The sequence below is a fragment of the Pseudonocardia sp. HH130629-09 genome (assembly GCF_001294645.1).
GTDB lineage: Bacteria > Actinomycetota > Actinomycetes > Mycobacteriales > Pseudonocardiaceae > Pseudonocardia.
Genome location: NZ_CP011868.1, coordinates 4,249,907 through 4,267,158, shown reverse-complemented (window position 1 = coordinate 4,267,158; position 17,252 = coordinate 4,249,907). Strand labels below are relative to the sequence as shown.

At 73.8% G+C, this 17,252-nt stretch carries 14 protein-coding genes and 1 tRNA gene; 10 read left to right on the top strand and 5 right to left on the bottom strand.

All coding sequences use genetic code 11. The annotated features are described in order from the left end of the window. Window positions 1-18: 18 nt before the first annotated feature. The 5 genes from XF36_RS19615 to XF36_RS19595 all read right to left on the bottom strand — a co-directional run bounded on the left by XF36_RS19615 (window position 19) and on the right by XF36_RS19595 (window position 4,538). Window positions 19-435, bottom strand: coding sequence for a hypothetical protein (locus XF36_RS19615; protein ID WP_060713091.1), 417 nt, complete (start codon window positions 433-435; stop codon window positions 19-21). A 324-nt stretch (window positions 436-759) separates the two neighbouring features. Beyond that, window positions 760-831 (bottom strand) — tRNA-Arg (locus XF36_RS19610). A gap of 62 nt (window positions 832-893) precedes the next feature. Beyond that, window positions 894-1,568: a DUF305 domain-containing protein gene (locus tag XF36_RS19605; RefSeq protein WP_060713090.1), complete on the bottom strand. Its 675-nt coding sequence runs from the start codon at window positions 1,566-1,568 to the stop codon at window positions 894-896. Then, window positions 1,565-2,380: a DUF3105 domain-containing protein gene (locus XF36_RS19600; RefSeq protein WP_060713089.1), complete on the bottom strand. Its 816-nt coding sequence runs from the start codon at window positions 2,378-2,380 to the stop codon at window positions 1,565-1,567. Before XF36_RS19600 ends, XF36_RS19605 begins: the two co-directional genes overlap by 4 nt. Before the next feature lie 55 nt (window positions 2,381-2,435). Beyond that, window positions 2,436-4,538, bottom strand: a complete 2,103-nt coding sequence (locus tag XF36_RS19595; RefSeq protein WP_060713088.1) for a hypothetical protein — start codon at window positions 4,536-4,538, stop codon at window positions 2,436-2,438. A 74-nt stretch (window positions 4,539-4,612) separates the two neighbouring features. Between XF36_RS19595 and argS the strand changes: the two genes are divergently transcribed. The 10 genes from argS (at window position 4,613) to XF36_RS19545 (ending at window position 17,210) form a co-directional block, all read left to right on the top strand. Continuing rightward, window positions 4,613-6,262, top strand: a complete 1,650-nt coding sequence (gene argS / locus XF36_RS19590) for an arginine--tRNA ligase (protein WP_060713087.1) — start codon at window positions 4,613-4,615, stop codon at window positions 6,260-6,262. 1 nt (window position 6,263) lies between these two features. Beyond that, window positions 6,264-7,712, top strand: coding sequence for a diaminopimelate decarboxylase (lysA, locus tag XF36_RS19585; protein WP_060713086.1), 1,449 nt, complete (start codon window positions 6,264-6,266; stop codon window positions 7,710-7,712). Window positions 7,713-7,811: 99 nt separating this feature from the next. Beyond that, complete coding sequence (locus XF36_RS19580) at window positions 7,812-9,191, top strand: homoserine dehydrogenase (protein ID WP_060713085.1); 1,380 nt, start codon at window positions 7,812-7,814, stop codon at window positions 9,189-9,191. 164 nt (window positions 9,192-9,355) lie between these two features. Then, a complete protein-coding gene (gene thrC, locus XF36_RS19575; protein WP_238589352.1) occupies window positions 9,356-10,372 on the top strand; it encodes a threonine synthase in 1,017 nt (338 codons plus the stop codon). Continuing rightward, window positions 10,372-11,274 (top strand): homoserine kinase, encoded by a 903-nt coding sequence (thrB, locus tag XF36_RS19570; protein ID WP_060713084.1) that lies wholly within the window; start codon window positions 10,372-10,374, stop codon window positions 11,272-11,274. The genes thrC and thrB overlap by 1 nt, the downstream gene beginning before the upstream one ends. Window positions 11,275-11,598: 324 nt before the next feature. Next, entirely contained in the window at window positions 11,599-13,998 is a 2,400-nt protein-coding gene (rho, locus tag XF36_RS19565; protein ID WP_414706201.1) for a transcription termination factor Rho, read from the top strand. Between the two features lie 132 nt (window positions 13,999-14,130). Beyond that, entirely contained in the window at window positions 14,131-14,352 is a 222-nt protein-coding gene (rpmE, locus tag XF36_RS19560) for a 50S ribosomal protein L31 (RefSeq protein ID WP_020623493.1), read from the top strand. Between the two features lie 88 nt (window positions 14,353-14,440). Next, on the top strand, window positions 14,441-15,517 hold the full coding sequence (prfA, locus tag XF36_RS19555) for a peptide chain release factor 1 (protein WP_060713083.1): 1,077 nt from the start codon (window positions 14,441-14,443) through the stop codon (window positions 15,515-15,517). A 71-nt stretch (window positions 15,518-15,588) separates the two neighbouring features. Then, the gene (gene prmC, locus XF36_RS19550) at window positions 15,589-16,488 is read left to right on the top strand and encodes a peptide chain release factor N(5)-glutamine methyltransferase (protein WP_060713082.1); all 900 of its coding nucleotides are present in this window, start codon (window positions 15,589-15,591) and stop codon (window positions 16,486-16,488) included. Between the two features lie 59 nt (window positions 16,489-16,547). After that, the gene (locus tag XF36_RS19545) at window positions 16,548-17,210 is read left to right on the top strand and encodes an L-threonylcarbamoyladenylate synthase (protein ID WP_193393979.1); all 663 of its coding nucleotides are present in this window, start codon (window positions 16,548-16,550) and stop codon (window positions 17,208-17,210) included. Window positions 17,211-17,252: the final 42 nt, after the last annotated feature.

Genomic DNA, 17,252 nt, shown 5'->3' with positions numbered 1-17,252 from the left:
CAGACCAAACGCTCCTACCTACTGCGCTCGCACCTGTTCTGCCGCTGGTGCGGACGCCGGCTGTTCGGGAAGACCCGCCGCGGTCGCGCCTACTACGCATGCGCCCCTAAACCCGGCCAGCCGGTCCCCGACGGTCACTCCGGCAGCTACTGGATCCAAGAAGACGCGGTAGTGGCGGCGGTGAACGGATTCCTCGCCGACCACGTGTTCGGCCGATACCGAGCGCAACTCCTCGGGGCCGCAGCCCACCAGATCGCCGCCGGAGCGGCCGCTGACCACGAGCGCCGCGTCTGCGCCACGACGAAGGCCATCTCCGACATCGAGAAGCGACGCACCGCCCTGATCCGCACCCTGGAACTGGCCGACGAGCTCGACCCCGACCTCGTCGCCGACATCAGCCGACGCCGCCAAGAACTCGGAACCGAACGCGCACACCTACGCGAACACCTCGACCGACTCCACACCCAACAGGTCGACCAGCCCAACCCCGAGCTGCTCGACCTGCTCCCCGTCGGGTCCTGCGACCTCACCACCGTGCCCGAACCCCTATTGCGACGGCTGTTCGAAGCCCTACGCCTCGAAGCCCACTACGACAAACCCACCAACAAACTGCAGGTCCGCATAACCCTGACCGGCGACACCATGCCCGCCGCCCACACCGCCAGCACCGACGCCCTGACCGCGTCCACCGAACCCGGCCGGTCACAGCCTGATCAACAGAAAAAGGACGGAAACGGCGAACCGTTCCCATCCGTGAAGTGCCCCCGGCAGGATTCGAACCTGCGCTCCCGCCTCCGGAGGGCGGTGCTCTATCCCCTGAGCTACGGGGGCCGTGCGATGGGAGAACAGTAGCGCACGGTGCCCGCGCCCCCGGCACGGGGGCCCGGGCGTGATCAGCCCAGCGGCAGCGGCGCTGCTCCCCGCTCGGCGAGCAGCCCGCGCATCAGCTCGGCCTCGGAGTTCTGCGACGCGAGCATCTGGGCCGCGAGGTTGCGGACCTCGCCGGTGTCGGCGTGGTCGCGGGCGTACTCCAGCATCGACACCCCGCCCTGGTGGTGGCGGAGCATGAGCTGGAGGAACTCGACGTCCAGCGCCGTGCCGGGCGGGGTGGCGCGCAGCCGCGCGAGGTCCGCGGTGCTCGCCATTCCCGGCATCGTCGCGGTACCGCCGGACATGCCGGACATGCCCGCCATCCCGACGTGCGCGGAGGAGCCCATCCAGGCCATGTGGCCACCGCTGGGCAGGCTCGGGGCGTCCCACAGGCCGAGCCAGCCCTGCATCCGGCCGACCTGCTGGTTCTGGGTGGTCTCGATGTCGAACGCGAGCTGGCGCACCCGCGGGTCGGCGGCGCGGTCGCGTTCCCAGGACGCCATCTCGACGGCCTGGCGGTGGTGCACCGTCATGTCCTGGGCGAACCCGACGTCGACCGAACCCGGCTCGGGCACGAACGGGCCGAACGCGCCGCGCACCGCGAACCCGGCGACGAGCACGGCCACGAGCGCGACCAGGCCGAACGCGATGGCCGGGGGGTTGTTCCAGGGGGAGCGCTCCTGCCGCGGAGCGCTCACTGCCCGGGAGCCGGTGCCGGCGCGGGGGCGGGCGCTCCGGGGACGGTCGGGTCGGGGGCGGGGGCACCGCCCGGGGTCGCACCCTGGTTCTCGGGCAGGACCGTCTGCCCGTCGACGGCGGACTGCGGCGGGATCGGCTGGAAGGCCGGCGGGTTGTCCTGGTCGAAGCCCTGTGCGCCGAGTGCGTCGCAGGAGGCGCCGACCTCGGGGTGGGTGAACCGGTTGAGCCGCAGCGCGCGGATGAACTGGTCGATGCGCTCGTCGTCGGCGTTCTGGACCTTCAGCTGGTTGCCCCAGGACTGCAGCGAGATCGGGGCGTCCAGGCCCGGGTAGGGCGACATGACCGTGTACGGCTGGCCCTCGACCCGCTGGGCGAGCGCGGCCTTCCCGGCCTCGTCGAGGGTGTCGGGGTTGTAGGCGACCCACACGGCGCCGTGCTCGAGGGAGTGCACGAGGTTCTCCGAGCGGACCGGGTTCGGGTAGACGACGCCGTTGCAGGCGGCCCAGAATCCGTCGTGCGCGCCGCCGAAGGGCGGGCTGTGGGTGTAGGCGACCCGCTGGAAGCCGAGCACGTGCTGCAGGCCCGGGTACTCCTGGCTGACGATACCGGGGATCGCGAGCGCAGGGTTCCGGTTGTCCTCCGAGGGCTCCCATGCCCGGTTCTGGTTGCGCTGCACCAGCGGGTAGACGATGAACGCCCCCGCCAGCAGCACCAGCACGGTGATCGCCGCGACCATGCCCCAGGGGAACTGGCGCTGGCCGACCGCGCTGGGCATCGACGGTCGCTTCTTGCCTGACTTGCCGCTGGCCATGGGGAGTCCTGTTCGTGGTCGGCGGGCGGTTTCGACCGAGTCTAGGAAGGCCCCGTCACCGGCTCGCCCACCACCCGTAGGAGCGGTAGTCGGGGTAGGGCGCGAGCAGCGGGGCGACCGGGCGGGTGGTCACGGTGATGCGGTCACCGGTCACGAGCTCGCCGGGCACCGTGAACGACGCCTGCGCCCACGGCTGCGCGTCCGGCAGCGTCCACTCCCCGGCGGGGCGGCCGTCCACGTCGACGGCGACCACCCGGGTCCGCTCGCCTGGCAGCGCGGGCCCGGCGCCGATCCGTCCGGTCAGGGTGACCGGCCGGCCGGGGACGGTCCCGCCGAGGGTGAAGGTCTCCCCGCCGACGACGTGTCGGCCGCTGTCGGCGACGAGCCGTCCGGGTGCGACGCCGGCGCGGTCCAGCACCGAGTCCGGCTGCACGCCGAGCACCGGCGGGTCGGTCGTCCAGCCGTGCGCGGCCTCGTCGGCCATGTCCCCGACGTTCAGGTGGTCGACGATCCGGCCGGGCACCGGCAGGCCCGGTGCCTGCGCGGAGTCCGCGGCGGACCAGTCCGCCCGCCAGATGCTGACCCGGTCGCAGCTGCGGTCGAGCTGGCAGGTCTGCGGCGCGGACGCCGAGATCGGCCGGGCCGGCCCGGCGAGCCCGAAGGTGATGACCGGCTCGGCGCCGAGCAGCCCGGCGCGGCCGAGGTCGGCGACCGGGACCCCGCCCCACCGGTCGAACACCGCGAACCACTGCGGCCGCTCGGGCCCGGGCAGTGCCCGCAGGGCCTCGTACAGCGTCCCCGGCCCGTTCAGCGACGGTGCGGCCATCCCGTTCGTGGTCAGCCCGACCATGTCGACGGTGCGGTGCCCGCCGAACCAGGCCGCGGCGCCGACGTCGTTGACGGCGACGGAGTCTCCCGGCGGCACGTTGCCGGCGATCCACTGCGCGACGCTCACCGGGCCCTCCCGCATGGCCGACGCCTGCTGGCCCAGCCGCAGCGCCCAGGCCGGCGTCGCGGCGAGGGTGAACAGCAGCACCACCGCGAGCAGCCCGGTGCGCGCCGCCCGGTTCCCGACGAGCCCGGCACCGAGCACCACGAGCAGGAGCAGCAACGGCAGGAACGGCTGCAGGTAGCGCAGGTCCTGCCACATCGCCGTGGTCAGGGTGGCGACGGCGAGCACCACCGACGCCAGGCCGCCACCGAGCACCACCGCGAGGACGCGCTCCCGGCGCGCGGCCAGCACGGCGACGCCGAGCACGGCGAGCACCAGCGCGAGCGGCGCCAGCACGTCCTGCCCGGACAGCCCGGACAGCGACGCGAGGATCGCGGCGACGTTGCGCTGCACGTGGTCGGCGATCTCCAGCGGCTGGCGCAGGAACCCGGTGTGCAGCCACGACTTGGCGAGCACGCCGTTGGCCTGCGACGTCCCGGTGAGCACCCGGTACAGCAGCAGCTGCCCGGCGAACACCACCACCGGCACGGCGACGAGCGCGAGCCGTCCCCACGGACGCCCCGCCCGCGCGGCCGGGCCCGGGGCCGGGCGCAGCAGCGTCCACGCCATCGCGGCGGTGAACGCGGCGGCGAGCAGGAAGCCCTCGGGCCGGGTGAGGGCCAACAGCGCCGCGACCACCGGCGTCGCGCGGAACCGGGGACGTTCGCGCAGGTAGGACAGCAGCGTCCCGGTGGCCAGCGCCGCGAGCAGCCCCACCTCCATGCCGCTGGCCCCGCCCCACAGCAGCGTCCCGCACAGCGCGGTGAGCAGCCCCGCCCACCACCCGGCCGCGCGCCCGCCGAGCCGGGTCGCGGCGGCCGAGGTGAACCCCGCCGCACAGGTGACCCCGACGACCCCGCCCACCACGGCGACGGCGAGCAGCCACCGGCCGTCGAGCCCGACCGCGTGCGCGGCGCCGAGCAGCACCATCCAGAGCAGGCTCGACGCGCCCGTCGTGATCTCGGCGCCGGGCTGGTAGCGCAACGGCTCGCCGTCGCCGAACTGCCGGGCGTACTGCAGGTGGATGTAGACGTCGTCCAGCGGCGGCACGAGGCTGCCCCGGTTGTAGCCGACCGATACTGCGACGAGGACCGCCCCGAGCAGCAGGGCGAGCGCCCCGGAGACGACGGGGGCGCGGGTACTCCGGTCGGTGGAAGGGGACGTCACGCCCCGCATCGTCGCCGGTCGGGGTGCGGATACCTGCATGAGGGTGCCGGGGGTCCCTCCGTAGAATCCCGCTGGTGAATCCCGACGTGCTCGCCGACCTGGTCCGTGACGTCGCGCGGGACGTGCTGCTCCGACGCGACCTGGACGTCTCCGCGCTGCCGGCCGATGCCGGTGTCGAGCGTCCCCGCAACCCCGACCACGGCGACTACGCCACCAACATCGCGCTGCGCACCGCCAAGAAGGCGGGTGTCGACCCGCGCGAGCTCGCGACCTGGCTGGCCGAGGAGCTGGCCACCCGCGACGGCGTCGCGAGCGCCGAGATCGCCGGGCCCGGGTTCATCAACCTGCGCCTGGCCGCCGACGCGCAGGGCGCGATCGTCGGGGAGGTCCTCGCCGCGGGCGCGGGCTACGGCACCGGCGACGAGCTGGCCGGGCGCAACGTGAACCTGGAGTTCGTCTCCGCCAACCCGACCGGACCGCTGCACCTGGGCGGGACCCGGTGGGCCGCGGTCGGCGACGCGCTGGGCCGGGTCCTGACCGCGCGCGGCGCGAAGGTCACCCGCGAGTACTACTTCAACGACGCCGGCGCCCAGATCGACCGGTTCGTCGCCTCCCTGGTCGCGGCCGCGAAGGGTGAGCCCGCCCCGGAGAACGGCTACGGCGGGGCCTACATCGCCGAGATCGCCCAGCGGGTCGTCGCGGCCGAGCCCGGCGCGCTGGAGCTGCCCGACAGCGAGCGGGACGAGGTGTTCCGCCGGGTCGGCGTCGGCTTCATGTTCACCGAGATCAAGCAGAAGCTGGGGGAGTTCCGCGTCGAGTTCGACGTGTGGTTCCACGAGCAGTCGCTGCACGACTCGGGCGCGGTGGAGACCGCCGTCGCCGCGCTGAAGGAGAAGGGCTCGCTCTACGAGTCCGACGGCGCCTGGTGGCTGCGCTCGACCGACCACGGCGACGACAAGGACCGCGTCGTCATCAAGTCCGACGGCCGCCCCGCCTACATCGCCGGCGACATCGCCTACCTGCGCGACAAGCGGGCCCGCGGGTTCGACCTGTGCATCTACATGCTCGGCGCGGACCACCACGGCTACGTCGCCCGGCTCAAGGCCGCCGCGGCCGCGTTCGGGGACGACCCGGCCGTCGTCGAGGTCCTGATCGGACAGCTGGTCAACCTGGTCAAGGACGGCGTCCCGGTCCGGATGAGCAAGCGTGCCGGCACCGTCGTGACGATGGACGACCTGGTGGAGGCCGTCGGCGTCGACGCCGCGCGGTACTCGCTGGTGCGCTCGTCGGTGGACTCGGGCCTGGACATCGACCTGGACCTGCTGGCCAGCCGGACCAGTGAGAACCCGGTGTTCTACGTCCAGTACGCGCACGCCCGGCTGTCCTCGCTGGCCCGCAACGCCGCCGACCTCGGGATCACCCCGGGCGAGGACTACGGCCTGCTGTCCCATGCCCGCGAGGGCGACCTGATCCGCACCCTCGGCGAGTTCGGTGACGTCGTGCGGACCGCCGCCGAGCTGCGCGAGCCGCACCGGGTCGCCCGCTACCTGGAGTCGCTCGCCGGCGCCTACCACAAGTTCTACGACTCCTGCCGCGTCCTGCCCCAGGGCGACGAGGAGGTCTCCGACCTGCACCGGGCCCGGCTCGCGCTCTGCGTCGCGGCCCGCACGGTGCTCGCCAACGGCCTCGCGCTGCTCGGTGTCGACGCCCCGGAACGGATGTGACATGAGGGCACACCCCGCAGGCCCGATGCACGCGGGCCTCACCCCTGCACCGGAGTCGGCCGGGCCCCGCCCGGAGAGCGCCGCGGCGCTCGACGAGCTGGCCCCGGCGGTCTGGCCGCGGCACGCCGCCCGCGGTGAGGACGGCGCGCTGCGCCTGGCCGGGGTCGACGTGCGCGATCTCGCCGCTACCCACGGCACCCCGCTGTTCGTGCTCGACGAGGACGACCTCCGCGGCCGCTGCGCCGAGTTCGCCGCGGCGTTCGGGGCGCAGGCCGTGCACTACGCGGCGAAGGCGTTCCTGTGCACCGAGATCGCCCGCTGGGTCGCGCAGGAGGGCCTGTCGCTGGACGTGTGCTCCGGCGGTGAGCTGGCCGTCGCACTGCGTGCGGAGTTCCCGCCCGAGCGGATCGCGCTGCACGGCAACAACAAGTCGCTCGCCGAGCTCGACGCCGCGGTCGAGGCGGGGGTCGGCGGGATCGTCGTCGACTCCTTCGACGAGATCGCCCGGCTCGCCGACGTCGCCGCCGCGCGGGACACCGTCGCGCCGGTGCTGATCCGGCTCACCGTCGGCGTCGAGGCGCACACCCACGAGTACATCGCCACCGCGCACGAGGACCAGAAGTTCGGGTTCTCCATCGCGAGCCAGGACCAGAAGGACTCGCCCGCGCTGGAGGCCGCCCGCCGCGTCCTCGCCGCGAGCCACCTGAACCTGGTCGGGCTGCACAGCCACATCGGCTCGCAGATCTTCGAGACCGAGGGGTTCGAGGCCGCCGCCCGCCGCGTGGTGAAGGTGCTCGCCGACCTGCACGCCGAGCACGGCGGCGAGAACCTGACCGCGCTGCGGACGCTGGACCTGGGCGGCGGCATCGGCATCGCCTACCGGCCGGGCGACACCCCGCTGTCGATGCCGGCGCTGGCCGAGGAGCTGCGCGCGATCGTCAAGCGCGAGTGCGCCGCCTCCGGGCTGGACGTGCCGGCGATCGCGGTCGAGCCGGGCCGGGCCATCGCCGGGCCGGGCACCGTGACCGTCTACGAGGTCGGCACCGTCAAGGACGTCCCGCTCGGCGGGTACTCGCGGCGCTACGTCAGCGTCGACGGCGGGATGAGCGACAACATCCGCACCTCCCTCTACGACGCGGAGTACGACGTGCGGCTGGTGTCCCGCGCCAGCGGGCGCGACTCGGTGCCCGGCGGGGACACCCCCGTGCTGTCCCGGGTGGTCGGCAAGCACTGCGAGTCGGGTGACATCGTGGTGCGCGACTGCTGGCTGCCGGCCGACCTCGCGCCGGGCGACCTGCTGGCCGTCGCGGCGACGGGGGCCTACTGCTACGCGATGGCGTCGGGGTACAACCGGCTGCCGCGCCCCGCTGTCGTCGCGGTGCGTGACGGGGTCGACCGGACCCTGTTGCGACGCGAGACACTGGAGGACCAGTTCCGTTTCGAGGTGTGAGCGCAGCCGGGTGAGAACCACCACCCGGACCCGTCCGCACCCGTCCGACCAGGAATGATCGGAGCGCGCCCGAGGGGTGCGTGCACGCGAGGAGGACACGTGGCGAGCGAGACCGGCGCCGTCCGGGTGGCACTGCTGGGCTGCGGCACCGTCGGCACCGAGGTGGTCCGGCTCATCACCGAGCAGGCCGACGAGCTGGCCGCGCGGGTGGGGGCCCGCATCGAGCTGGCCGGGGTCGCCGTGCGACGACCGCACCGGCACCCCTGGCTGACCGAGAACTTCCCGGACCTGGTGACCACCGACGCCGGCGAGCTCGTGACGCGCGACGACGTCGACGCCGTCGTCGAGGTCATCGGTGGGATCGAGCCGGTCCGCGGCTGGCTGCTCGAGGCGCTCAAGTCCGGCCGCTCGGTCGTGACGGCGAACAAGGCGCTGCTCGCCGAGGACGGCCCGACGCTGGCCGAGGCCGCCGACGCCTCCGGCGCCGACCTCTACTACGAGGCCGCGGTCGCCGGGGCGATCCCGCTGCTCCGCCCGCTGCGCGAGTCCCTCGCCGGGGACCGCATCACCCGGGTCGCCGGTATCGTCAACGGCACCTCGAACTTCATCCTCTCGGCGATGTCCGCGGGCGGCACCTCCTACGTCGATGCGCTGGAGGAGGCGACCCGGCTGGGCTACGCCGAGGCCGACCCCAGCGCCGACGTCGACGGCTACGACGCCGCCTCGAAGGCCGCGATCCTGGCGTCGCTGGCGTTCCACACCCGCATCACCGCCTCCGACGTGCACCGCGAGGGCATGCGCGAGGTGAGCGCGTCCGACGTCGCGGCCGCCCGCAGGCTCGGCTGCACGATCAAGCTGCTCGCCATCTGCGAGCGCGTCGTCGCGGCCGACGGGGCCGAGTCGGTCTCCGCCAGGGTCTACCCGGCGATGGTCCCCGACTCGCACCCGCTGGCGGGCGTCGACGGCGCCTTCAACGCTGTGTTCGTCGAGGCCGAGGCCGCCGGCCAGCTGATGTTCTACGGCCAGGGCGCCGGCGGCGCGCCGACCGCCTCCGCGGTGCTCGGCGACCTCGTGGCGGTGGCCCGCAACCGGGTCGGCGGCGGCCGCGGGCCGCGCGAGTCGGCCTACGCCAGCCTGCCGGTGCGCCCGATCGGCGAGGTGCCGACGCGCTACCACGTCGACCTCGAGGTGGCCGACCGCGAGGGCGTGCTCGCCGCGATCGCCGGCGAGTTCGCGCAGCAGGGCGTGTCGATCGCGGCGGTGCGTCAGACCGGCGGCGTGAACGGCTCGGTGGACCGGGCCGACGGCTCGGACCGTAGCCAGGCCCGGCTGACGGTCGTCACGCACTCGGCGCCGGAGGCCGCGCTGTCGGCGACGGTGTCGGCGCTGCTGGACCTCGACCACGTCCTCGGCGTCGCCGGGGTGCTGCGCGTCGAGGGCCTGGGCCGCGCGGTGAGCGCACTGGGTATGGGCGAATGACCACCGACGAGGGATCAGGGAGTGGGCCGGTCGTGACGGGCAGCGTGCGAGGAGTCCGGGGGCCCGCTTCCGGTCCCTTCGGTCCGGTGACCCAGGTGACCGGCGCGGTCGCGCCGCCACCGCCCGGCCAGTGGCCGGGTGTCATCGAGGCCTACCGCGACCGGATGCCGGTGCAGCCGGACTGGACCGTGGTGACCCTGGGGGAGGGCGGCACGCCGCTGCTCCCGGCCCCGCGGCTGTCCGAGCGGACCGGCTGCCAGGTCTACCTCAAGGTCGACGGCGCCAACCCGACCGGCTCGTTCAAGGACCGCGGCATGACGATGGCGGTCACCGCCGCGCTCGCCGACGGCAAGTCCAGCGTGCTGTGCGCCTCCACCGGCAACACCTCGGCGTCGGCGGCCGCCTACGCGACCCGTGCCGGGATGACCTGCGCGGTGCTCGTACCGACCGGGAAGATCGCGCTGGGCAAGCTCGCCCAGGCCGTCGCACACGGCGCCCGGATCCTGCAGATCGACGGCAACTTCGACGACTGCCTGGAGCTGGCCCGCAAGACCACCGCCGACTACCCGGCGATCGCGTTGGTCAACTCGGTGAACCCGACCCGGATCGCCGGGCAGGCCTCGGCCGCCTACGAGATCTGCGACCAGCTGGGCCGCGCCCCGGACGTGCACTGCCTGCCGGTCGGCAACGCCGGCAACATCACCGCCTACTGGCACGGCTACCGCGGCTACCACGCCGACGGCATCGTCGACGCGCTGCCGCGGATGTTCGGGTTCCAGGCCGCCGGTGCCGCCCCGCTGGTGCACGGCGCCCCGGTGAGCGAGCCCGAGACGATCGCGACCGCCATCCGGATCGGCGCCCCCGCCTCGTGGAAGGGCGCGACCACCGCCCGCGACGAGTCGAACGGGCGCTTCGCCGCCGTCACCGACGACGAGATCCTCGCCGCCTACCGGATGCTGTCCGCGCAGGAGGGCGTGTTCGTCGAGCCGGCGTCGGCCTCCAGCGTCGCCGGGCTGCTGCAGAGCCGGGAGAACGGCACCCTGCCGGCGGACTCGCTGGTGGTGTGCACGGTGACCGGGCACGGCCTCAAGGACCCCGACACCGCCCTGCTCACCGCGCCGGACCCGGAAATCGTGCCGATCGACCCCGGCGCGGTCGCGGCGGCGCTCGAGCTGGCCTGATGGGCCGCCCGACGCGGGTACTGGTGCGGGTGCCGGGGTCGACGGCCAACCTGGGCCCCGGCTTCGACTCCCTCGGCATGGCCCTGGCGCTGTACGACGAGATCGAGGTCGAGACCTTCGAGACGCCGGGGCTGTTCGTCGACGTCGCGGGGCAGGGCTGCCGACACGTCCCCCGTGACGAGCGTCACCTGGTCCTGCGGGCGATGCGCCTGGCCTTCGAGACGTTCGGCGGGGCGCCCGCGGGGCTGCGGCTGCGCTGCCTCAACGCGGTGCCGCACTCGCGCGGTCTCGGCAGCTCCGCGGCGGCCGCCGTCGCCGGGGTGACGGCCGCGGCCGTCCTGGCGGGGCGGGACCCGGAGCTGGAGCGCGACGCGCTGCTGCAGCTCTCGGCCGGGATGGAGGGCCACGCCGACAACGCCGCGGCCAGCCTGCTCGGCGGGTTCGTGGTGGCCTGGGAGGCAGCGGGGTCGGCCCGGCGCTTCCACGCCGAGAAGCTGGAGGTTCACCCCGACGTGCACCCGGTCGCCTGTGTGCCCGACGTCGAGTCCTCGACCAAGACCACCCGCGGGCTGCTGCCCGAGCAGGTCCCACTGGCCGACGCCGCGTTCACCGGCAGCCGTTGCGCGCTGGCGGTGCTGGCGATGACCCGGCGGCCCGACCTGCTCATGGCGGCCACCGAGGACCGGCTGCACCAGCCCTACCGGCGCCCGGCGTACCCGTCGTCGCTGCGGTTGGTCGAGGCGCTGCGCGAGCACGGCGTGCCGGCCGCGATCTCCGGCGCCGGGCCGACGGTGCTGGCCCTGACCGGCGACGGCGCGCTGCCCGACGGCGTCGACACCGACGGTTTCGCGGTGCAGCGGCTGCCGGTCGACACCACCGGTGTGCACGTCGAGGTCCGCTGATCCCGGTTCCGTGCCGGGAACGTGAGGTACGCGACCCCGTGGGTCGGCGCGTCGTCCGAGGGGGGTTGTTGCCGCCCCGGGGTGTACGGACTAGTCTCGACCGCGCATGGCGATCCACGCGACATCGGCGTAGTCTTGCGGCCGGGCCCGCTCGCCCGATCTCCTTTCTGAATTGGACTCGGAATCCCGAACGGCGGCCTGACTCCCGCGACGTCGTCGTGGGACTCCATCTGTGAATGCTGCCGATACGGGGTCTCCGTATCGGCCGAGCGTGTGACATCCCCTGACCTGGACAGGTAACCGGGTCGGTCAGGAAGGAACTCTGTGAGCGAGACCGATCTCGCCGGTACCGGGACCGCGTCTGCCGAGGCGGCGCCCCGCCGACGCGGCGGCCTGTCCGGCATGGTGCTGGCCGAGCTGCGCCAGCTGGCCACCGAGCTGAACGTCCCCGACATCTCCGGCATGCGCAAGGGCGACCTGATCGCGGCCATCAAGGAGCGTCAGGGCGGAGCGGCGGCGGCCCCCGCGAAGAAGCCGAAGGCGAAGGCGGACCCCGCCGCCGCCACCGGCTCCGACGGCGCGGACGCGTCGCAGCTCGCCCTCGGCGACACCGCCGCGGCTCCCGCCGGCAACGGCGCCGCTGCGCCGGCCGCCCCCTCGGCACCCGCCGAGCAGGCCGGTGACCAGGGCGGACAGTCTGCGGAGAAGGCCGAGGCACCCGCGCCGCGCACCCGTCGTCGCCGTGCGGCGACACGGCCGGCAGGCGCCCCCGACGCCACCGCGACCGACGCCGCCTCCGGCACGTCGTCCGGCAACGGTGCGGCCCCGGCCGTCGCCGAGAGCGCCCCGGCCGCCGCGCCCGAGCAGGCCGCTCCGGCCGCGAGTGCGCCGGCGCAGGCCGAGAGCACCCCGGCCCCGGCCGAGGAGCGTCGCGAGGACGCCGACGGCGCCGGCCGTCGTGGCCGGACCCGCCGCCGCGGCCAGGGCGACGACAACGGCCAGAAGGACGCCGGCCCCAAGGACGCTCCGAAGGACATCGCGAAGGACACCGCGTCCGACGCGGGTCAGCGGGACGCCGGCCAGCGCGACGCCCGTCGCGACGCCGACGGCGACGACACCGGCTCCGACGGCGACCGCCGTCGCGGCCGCGGTGCCGACCGCAACACCGACCGCAACACCGACCGCAACACCGACCGCAACACCGAGCGCGGTGGCGACCGCAACGGCGAGGGCCGCGAGGACAACGGCCGCGGCAACGGCGCGAACGGCGACAACGGCCGTGGCGGACGCAACCGCGACGGCGACGACTCCGGACGCGGCAACCGCGGGAACCGCAACAACGACCGGACCGGCGACCGCGGCGACAACCGTGGCGACCGGAACAACGACCGCAACGGCGACCGCGTCAACGACCGGAACAACGACCGGGGTGCCGACCGGAACGACTTCCGCGACGACGACGGCGACGACGGTGACGGCCGCGGCCGCCGCGGTCGCCGGTTCCGCGACCGCCGTCGCGGCCGGGACCGCGAGCGCACCGGTGGTGGCGCCGGCGGCGGCGTGGACACCGAGATCCGCGACGACGACGTCCTGCTGCCGGTCGCCGGCATCGTGGACATCCTCGACAACTACGCGTTCGTCCGGACCACCGGTTACCTCTCCGGCCCGACCGACGTCTATGTGTCGATGTCGATGGTCCGCAAGAACGGCCTGCGGCGTGGCGACGCCATCACCGGCGCCGTCCGCCAGCCCCGCGAGGGCGAGCAGCAGCGGCAGAAGTTCAACCCGCTGGTGCGCGTCGACTCGATCAACGGGCGGGACCCGGAGGCCGCGCGCAACCGGCCCGAGTTCACCAAGCTGACGCCGCTCTACCCCAACGAGCGGCTCCGCCTGGAGACCGACCCGTCGCAGCTGACCACCCGCGTGATCGACCTGATCATGCCGGTCGGCAAGGGGCAGCGTGCGCTGATCGTCTCCCCGCCCAAGGCGGGCAAGACGACGATCATGCAGAACATCGCGAACGCGATCACCACGAACAACCCCGAGTGCCACCTCATGGTCGTCCTCGTCGACGAGCGGCCCGAGGAGGTCACCGACATGCAGCGGTCGGTGAAGGGCGAGGTCATCGCCTCGACCTTCGACCGCCCGCCGGCAGACCACACCGCCGTCGCCGAGCTGTCCATCGAGCGGGCCAAGCGCCTGGTCGAGATGGGGCACGACGTCGTCGTTCTGCTGGACAACATCACCCGGCTCGGCCGCGCCTACAACCTGGCCGCGCCCGCCTCGGGCCGGATCCTGTCCGGCGGTGTCGACTCCACGGCGCTCTACCCGCCGAAGCGCTTCCTCGGCGCGGCGCGCAACATCGAGGACGGTGGCTCGCTCACCATCTTCGCGACCGCGCTGGTCGAGACCGGGTCCACGATGGACACGGTGATCTTCGAGGAGTTCAAGGGCACCGGCAACGCCGAGCTCAAGCTGGACCGGAAGATCGCCGACAAGCGGATCTTCCCGGCCATCGACGTCGGCGACTCGAGCACCCGCAAGGAGGAGCTCCTGATGTCGCCCGACGAGCACGCGGTGATGGTGAAGCTCCGCCGCGTCCTCGCCGCGCTCGACGACCAGCAGGCCCTCGACCTGGTGCTCAGCCGGCTCAAGAAGACCAAGACCAACATCGAGTTCCTGATGCAGGTCGCCAAGAACACCCCCGGCAAGGACGAGGACTAGTCCGAGCCGCGCCGTCCGGGCCCCGGTGGGAATTCCACCGGGGCCCGGATGGTTGAATGGACCGTCAGCTTCCCGGCACCGGTTCACCCTGGTCCTACCAGGGACCCGGCGGCCAACGATGAGGAGAGAGCCATGCGCGAGGGAATCCACCCTCAGTACGTCGACACCCAGGTCACCTGCGGTTGCGGCAACCAGTTCACCACCCGCAGCACCAAGAACAACGGCGCCATCAGCGTCGAGGTCTGCTCCGCCTGCCACCCGTTCTACACCGGCAAGCAGAAGATCCTGGACTCCGGTGGCCGCGTGGCCCGCTTCGAGGCCCGCTACGGGAAGCGCGAGCGCGCCGCCAAGTAGCTCCCGACACGGCGCCCGTCGCCTCGCCGCATGCGAGGAGGCGGGCGCCGTTTCGCGTTCCCGCCCCAGCGCCTCGAAGGAGCCACCGATGAGCACGCAGTCGGTCGACGCCCTGCTCGACGAGCACGCCGAGCTGGAGCAGCGCCTCGCCGACGCGAGCGTCCTCTCCGACCAGGCGCAGGCCCGCAAGCTCGGCCGTCGCTACGCCGAGCTCGGGCCGGTCGTGCGCTGCGCCCGCGAGCTCGCTCAGGTCCGTGAGGACCGCGACGCCGCCCGCGAGCTGGCCGCCGAGGACCGCACCTTCGCCGCCGAGGCCGACGCCCTGGACACCCGCATCGTCGAGCTCGAGACCGAGCTGACCGAGCTGCTGCGCCCGCGCGACCCGCACGACGGCGACGACGTCCTGATGGAGGTCAAGTCCGGTGAGGGCGGCGAGGAGTCCGCGTTGTTCGCCGGGGACCTCGTGCGGATGTACACCCGCTACGCCGAGAGCCGCGGCTGGAAGGTCGAGGTGCTCGGTTCCACCCCGTCCGACCTGGGTGGGTACAAGGACATCACCCTGTCGCTGCGCAGCAAGGACCCGGTCGACGGGGCGTGGGCCGCGCTGAAGTTCGAGGGCGGCGTGCACCGCGTGCAGCGTGTCCCGGTGACCGAGTCGCAGGGCCGCATCCACACCTCCGCGGCGGGCGTCCTGGTCTTCCCCGACACCGACGACGCCGGAGACGTCGAGATCAACGACGCGGACATCCGGGTCGACGTCTACCGGGCGTCGGGCCACGGCGGGCAGAGCGTCAACACCACCGACTCCGCGGTGCGGATCACGCACCTGCCGACCGGCATCGTCGTGACCTGCCAGAACGAGCGCTCCCAGCTGCAGAACAAGGCCCGTGCGATGGACGTGCTGCGGGTCCGGCTGCAGGCGAAGGCCGAGGCCGAGGCGGCCGAGGCGGCCTCGGAGCAGCGCCGTTCGCAGGTCCGCACGGTGGACCGCTCCGAGCGGATCCGCACCTACAACTACCCGGAGAACCGGATCTCCGACCACCGGGTCGGGTTCAAGGCCTACAACCTGTCCGCGGTCCTCGACGGCCACCTGGCCGACGTCCTCGCCGCGCTGACCGCGGCCGAGCGTGCCGAGGCCATGGCGGGGGAGCAGGAGCAGGAGTGATGATCCCCCGCTCAGGTGATGCACCGGTCACCTGCGGTGTCCCCGCGCCCCGCAGCCGCGACACTGGACGCGTGACCGAGACGACGAGCCCGGCGGCCGGCAGCCGGCTGCCGCTCCGGGTGGCGATCGCGGAGGCCGAGCGCACCCTGGCGGCCGCCGGAGTCGCGTCCCCGCGCGTCGACGCGGAGCTGCTCGCCGCGCACGTGCTCGGCTCGTCACGGTCCACGCTGCTGATGACCCCGCTGGTGGACCCGCCGGTCGTCGAACGGCTGCAGGCCCTCGTCGCCCGCCGCGCCACCCGCGAACCGTTGCAGCACATCCTCGGCACCGCGGTGCTCGGCCCGGTCGAGGTCGCCGTCGGGCCGGGGGTGTTCACCCCGCGCCCGGAGACCGAGCTGCTGCTGGAGTGGGGCCTCGCCGCGATCCGCGACGTGCACCGCCCCCGGGTGCTCGATCTGTGCACCGGGTCCGGCGCGCTCGCGCTGGCCTTCGCGGTGTCGCGGCCCGACGCCGAGGTGCACGCACTGGAGGCCGACCCGTCGGCGCTGTCATGGACCCGGCGCAACCTCGACGCGCACGTCGCCGCGGGCGGGCGCCCGGTGACCCTGCACGTCGCCGACGTCCGGTGGACCGACCTGCTCATCGAGCTGGAGGGTGCGGTCGACCTGGTCGTCTGCAACCCGCCCTACGTCCCGGACGGGACGCCGGTGCCGCCGGAGGTGGAGCGCTGGGACCCGCCCGGCGCGGTGTTCGGCGGTCCCGACGGCACCGAGATCATCCAGGCCGTCGTCCGCGGCGCCAGCGGATGGCTGCGGCACGGCGGACACCTCGCGATCGAGCACGACGACACCCACGGCGAGACGGTCCCGGCGTTGCTGCGCCGCCGTCGCACGCTGGGGGAGGTCACCGAGCACGACGACCTCACCGGTCGCCCGCGCTTCGTCACCGCCCGCCGCGTCCCCTGCCCCTGACCCGCGCGGATGCGAGCCGCCCCGCGGCTGCCCGCGGCGCGGTCGTATCCTCGCGAACCGTGAGTGCACCGCAGACCCAGCCGCTGTTCGACTGCAGCGTCCCCGCCGAGCGCACGCGTGGTCTGACCGCCGCCGCGCGCGCCGTCCGGGCGGGTGAGCTGGTCGTCCTGCCCACCGACACCGTCTACGGCATCGGCTGCGACGCGTTCAACGGCACCGCCGTGCGCGCGCTGCTCGCCGCCAAGCGGCGCGGTCCGGACATGCCGGTCGGCGTGCTGGTCGGTTCCTGGACCACCATCGACGGTCTCGTGTCGACGGTCCCGCAGTCCGCGCGGGCCCTGATCGAGGCGTTCTGGCCGGGCGAGGTGTCGCTCGTCCTGGAGCACGCGCCGTCGCTGGCCTGGGACCTGGGTAGCACCCGCGGCACGGTGATGCTGCGCATGCCGCTGCACCCGGTCGCGCTGGAGCTGCTGCGCGAGGCCGGGCCGATGGCGGTGTCGAGCGCGAACACCTCGGGCAACCCGCCGGCGTCCAACGTGACCGAGGCGATCACCCAGCTGGCCTCGACCGTGCAGGTCTACCTCGACGGCGGCCCGTCCGGCGACCCGGTCGCCTCGACCATCGTCGACCTCACCGGCGCACGTCCGCGCCTGCTGCGGGAGGGCGGGGTGACCGCCGAGCAGGTCGAGGAGGTCGTCGGCCAGGAGATCGACCGGGTCTGATCCGGGTCGCACGCGGGTGTGATCACGCCTGCACGGCCGCAG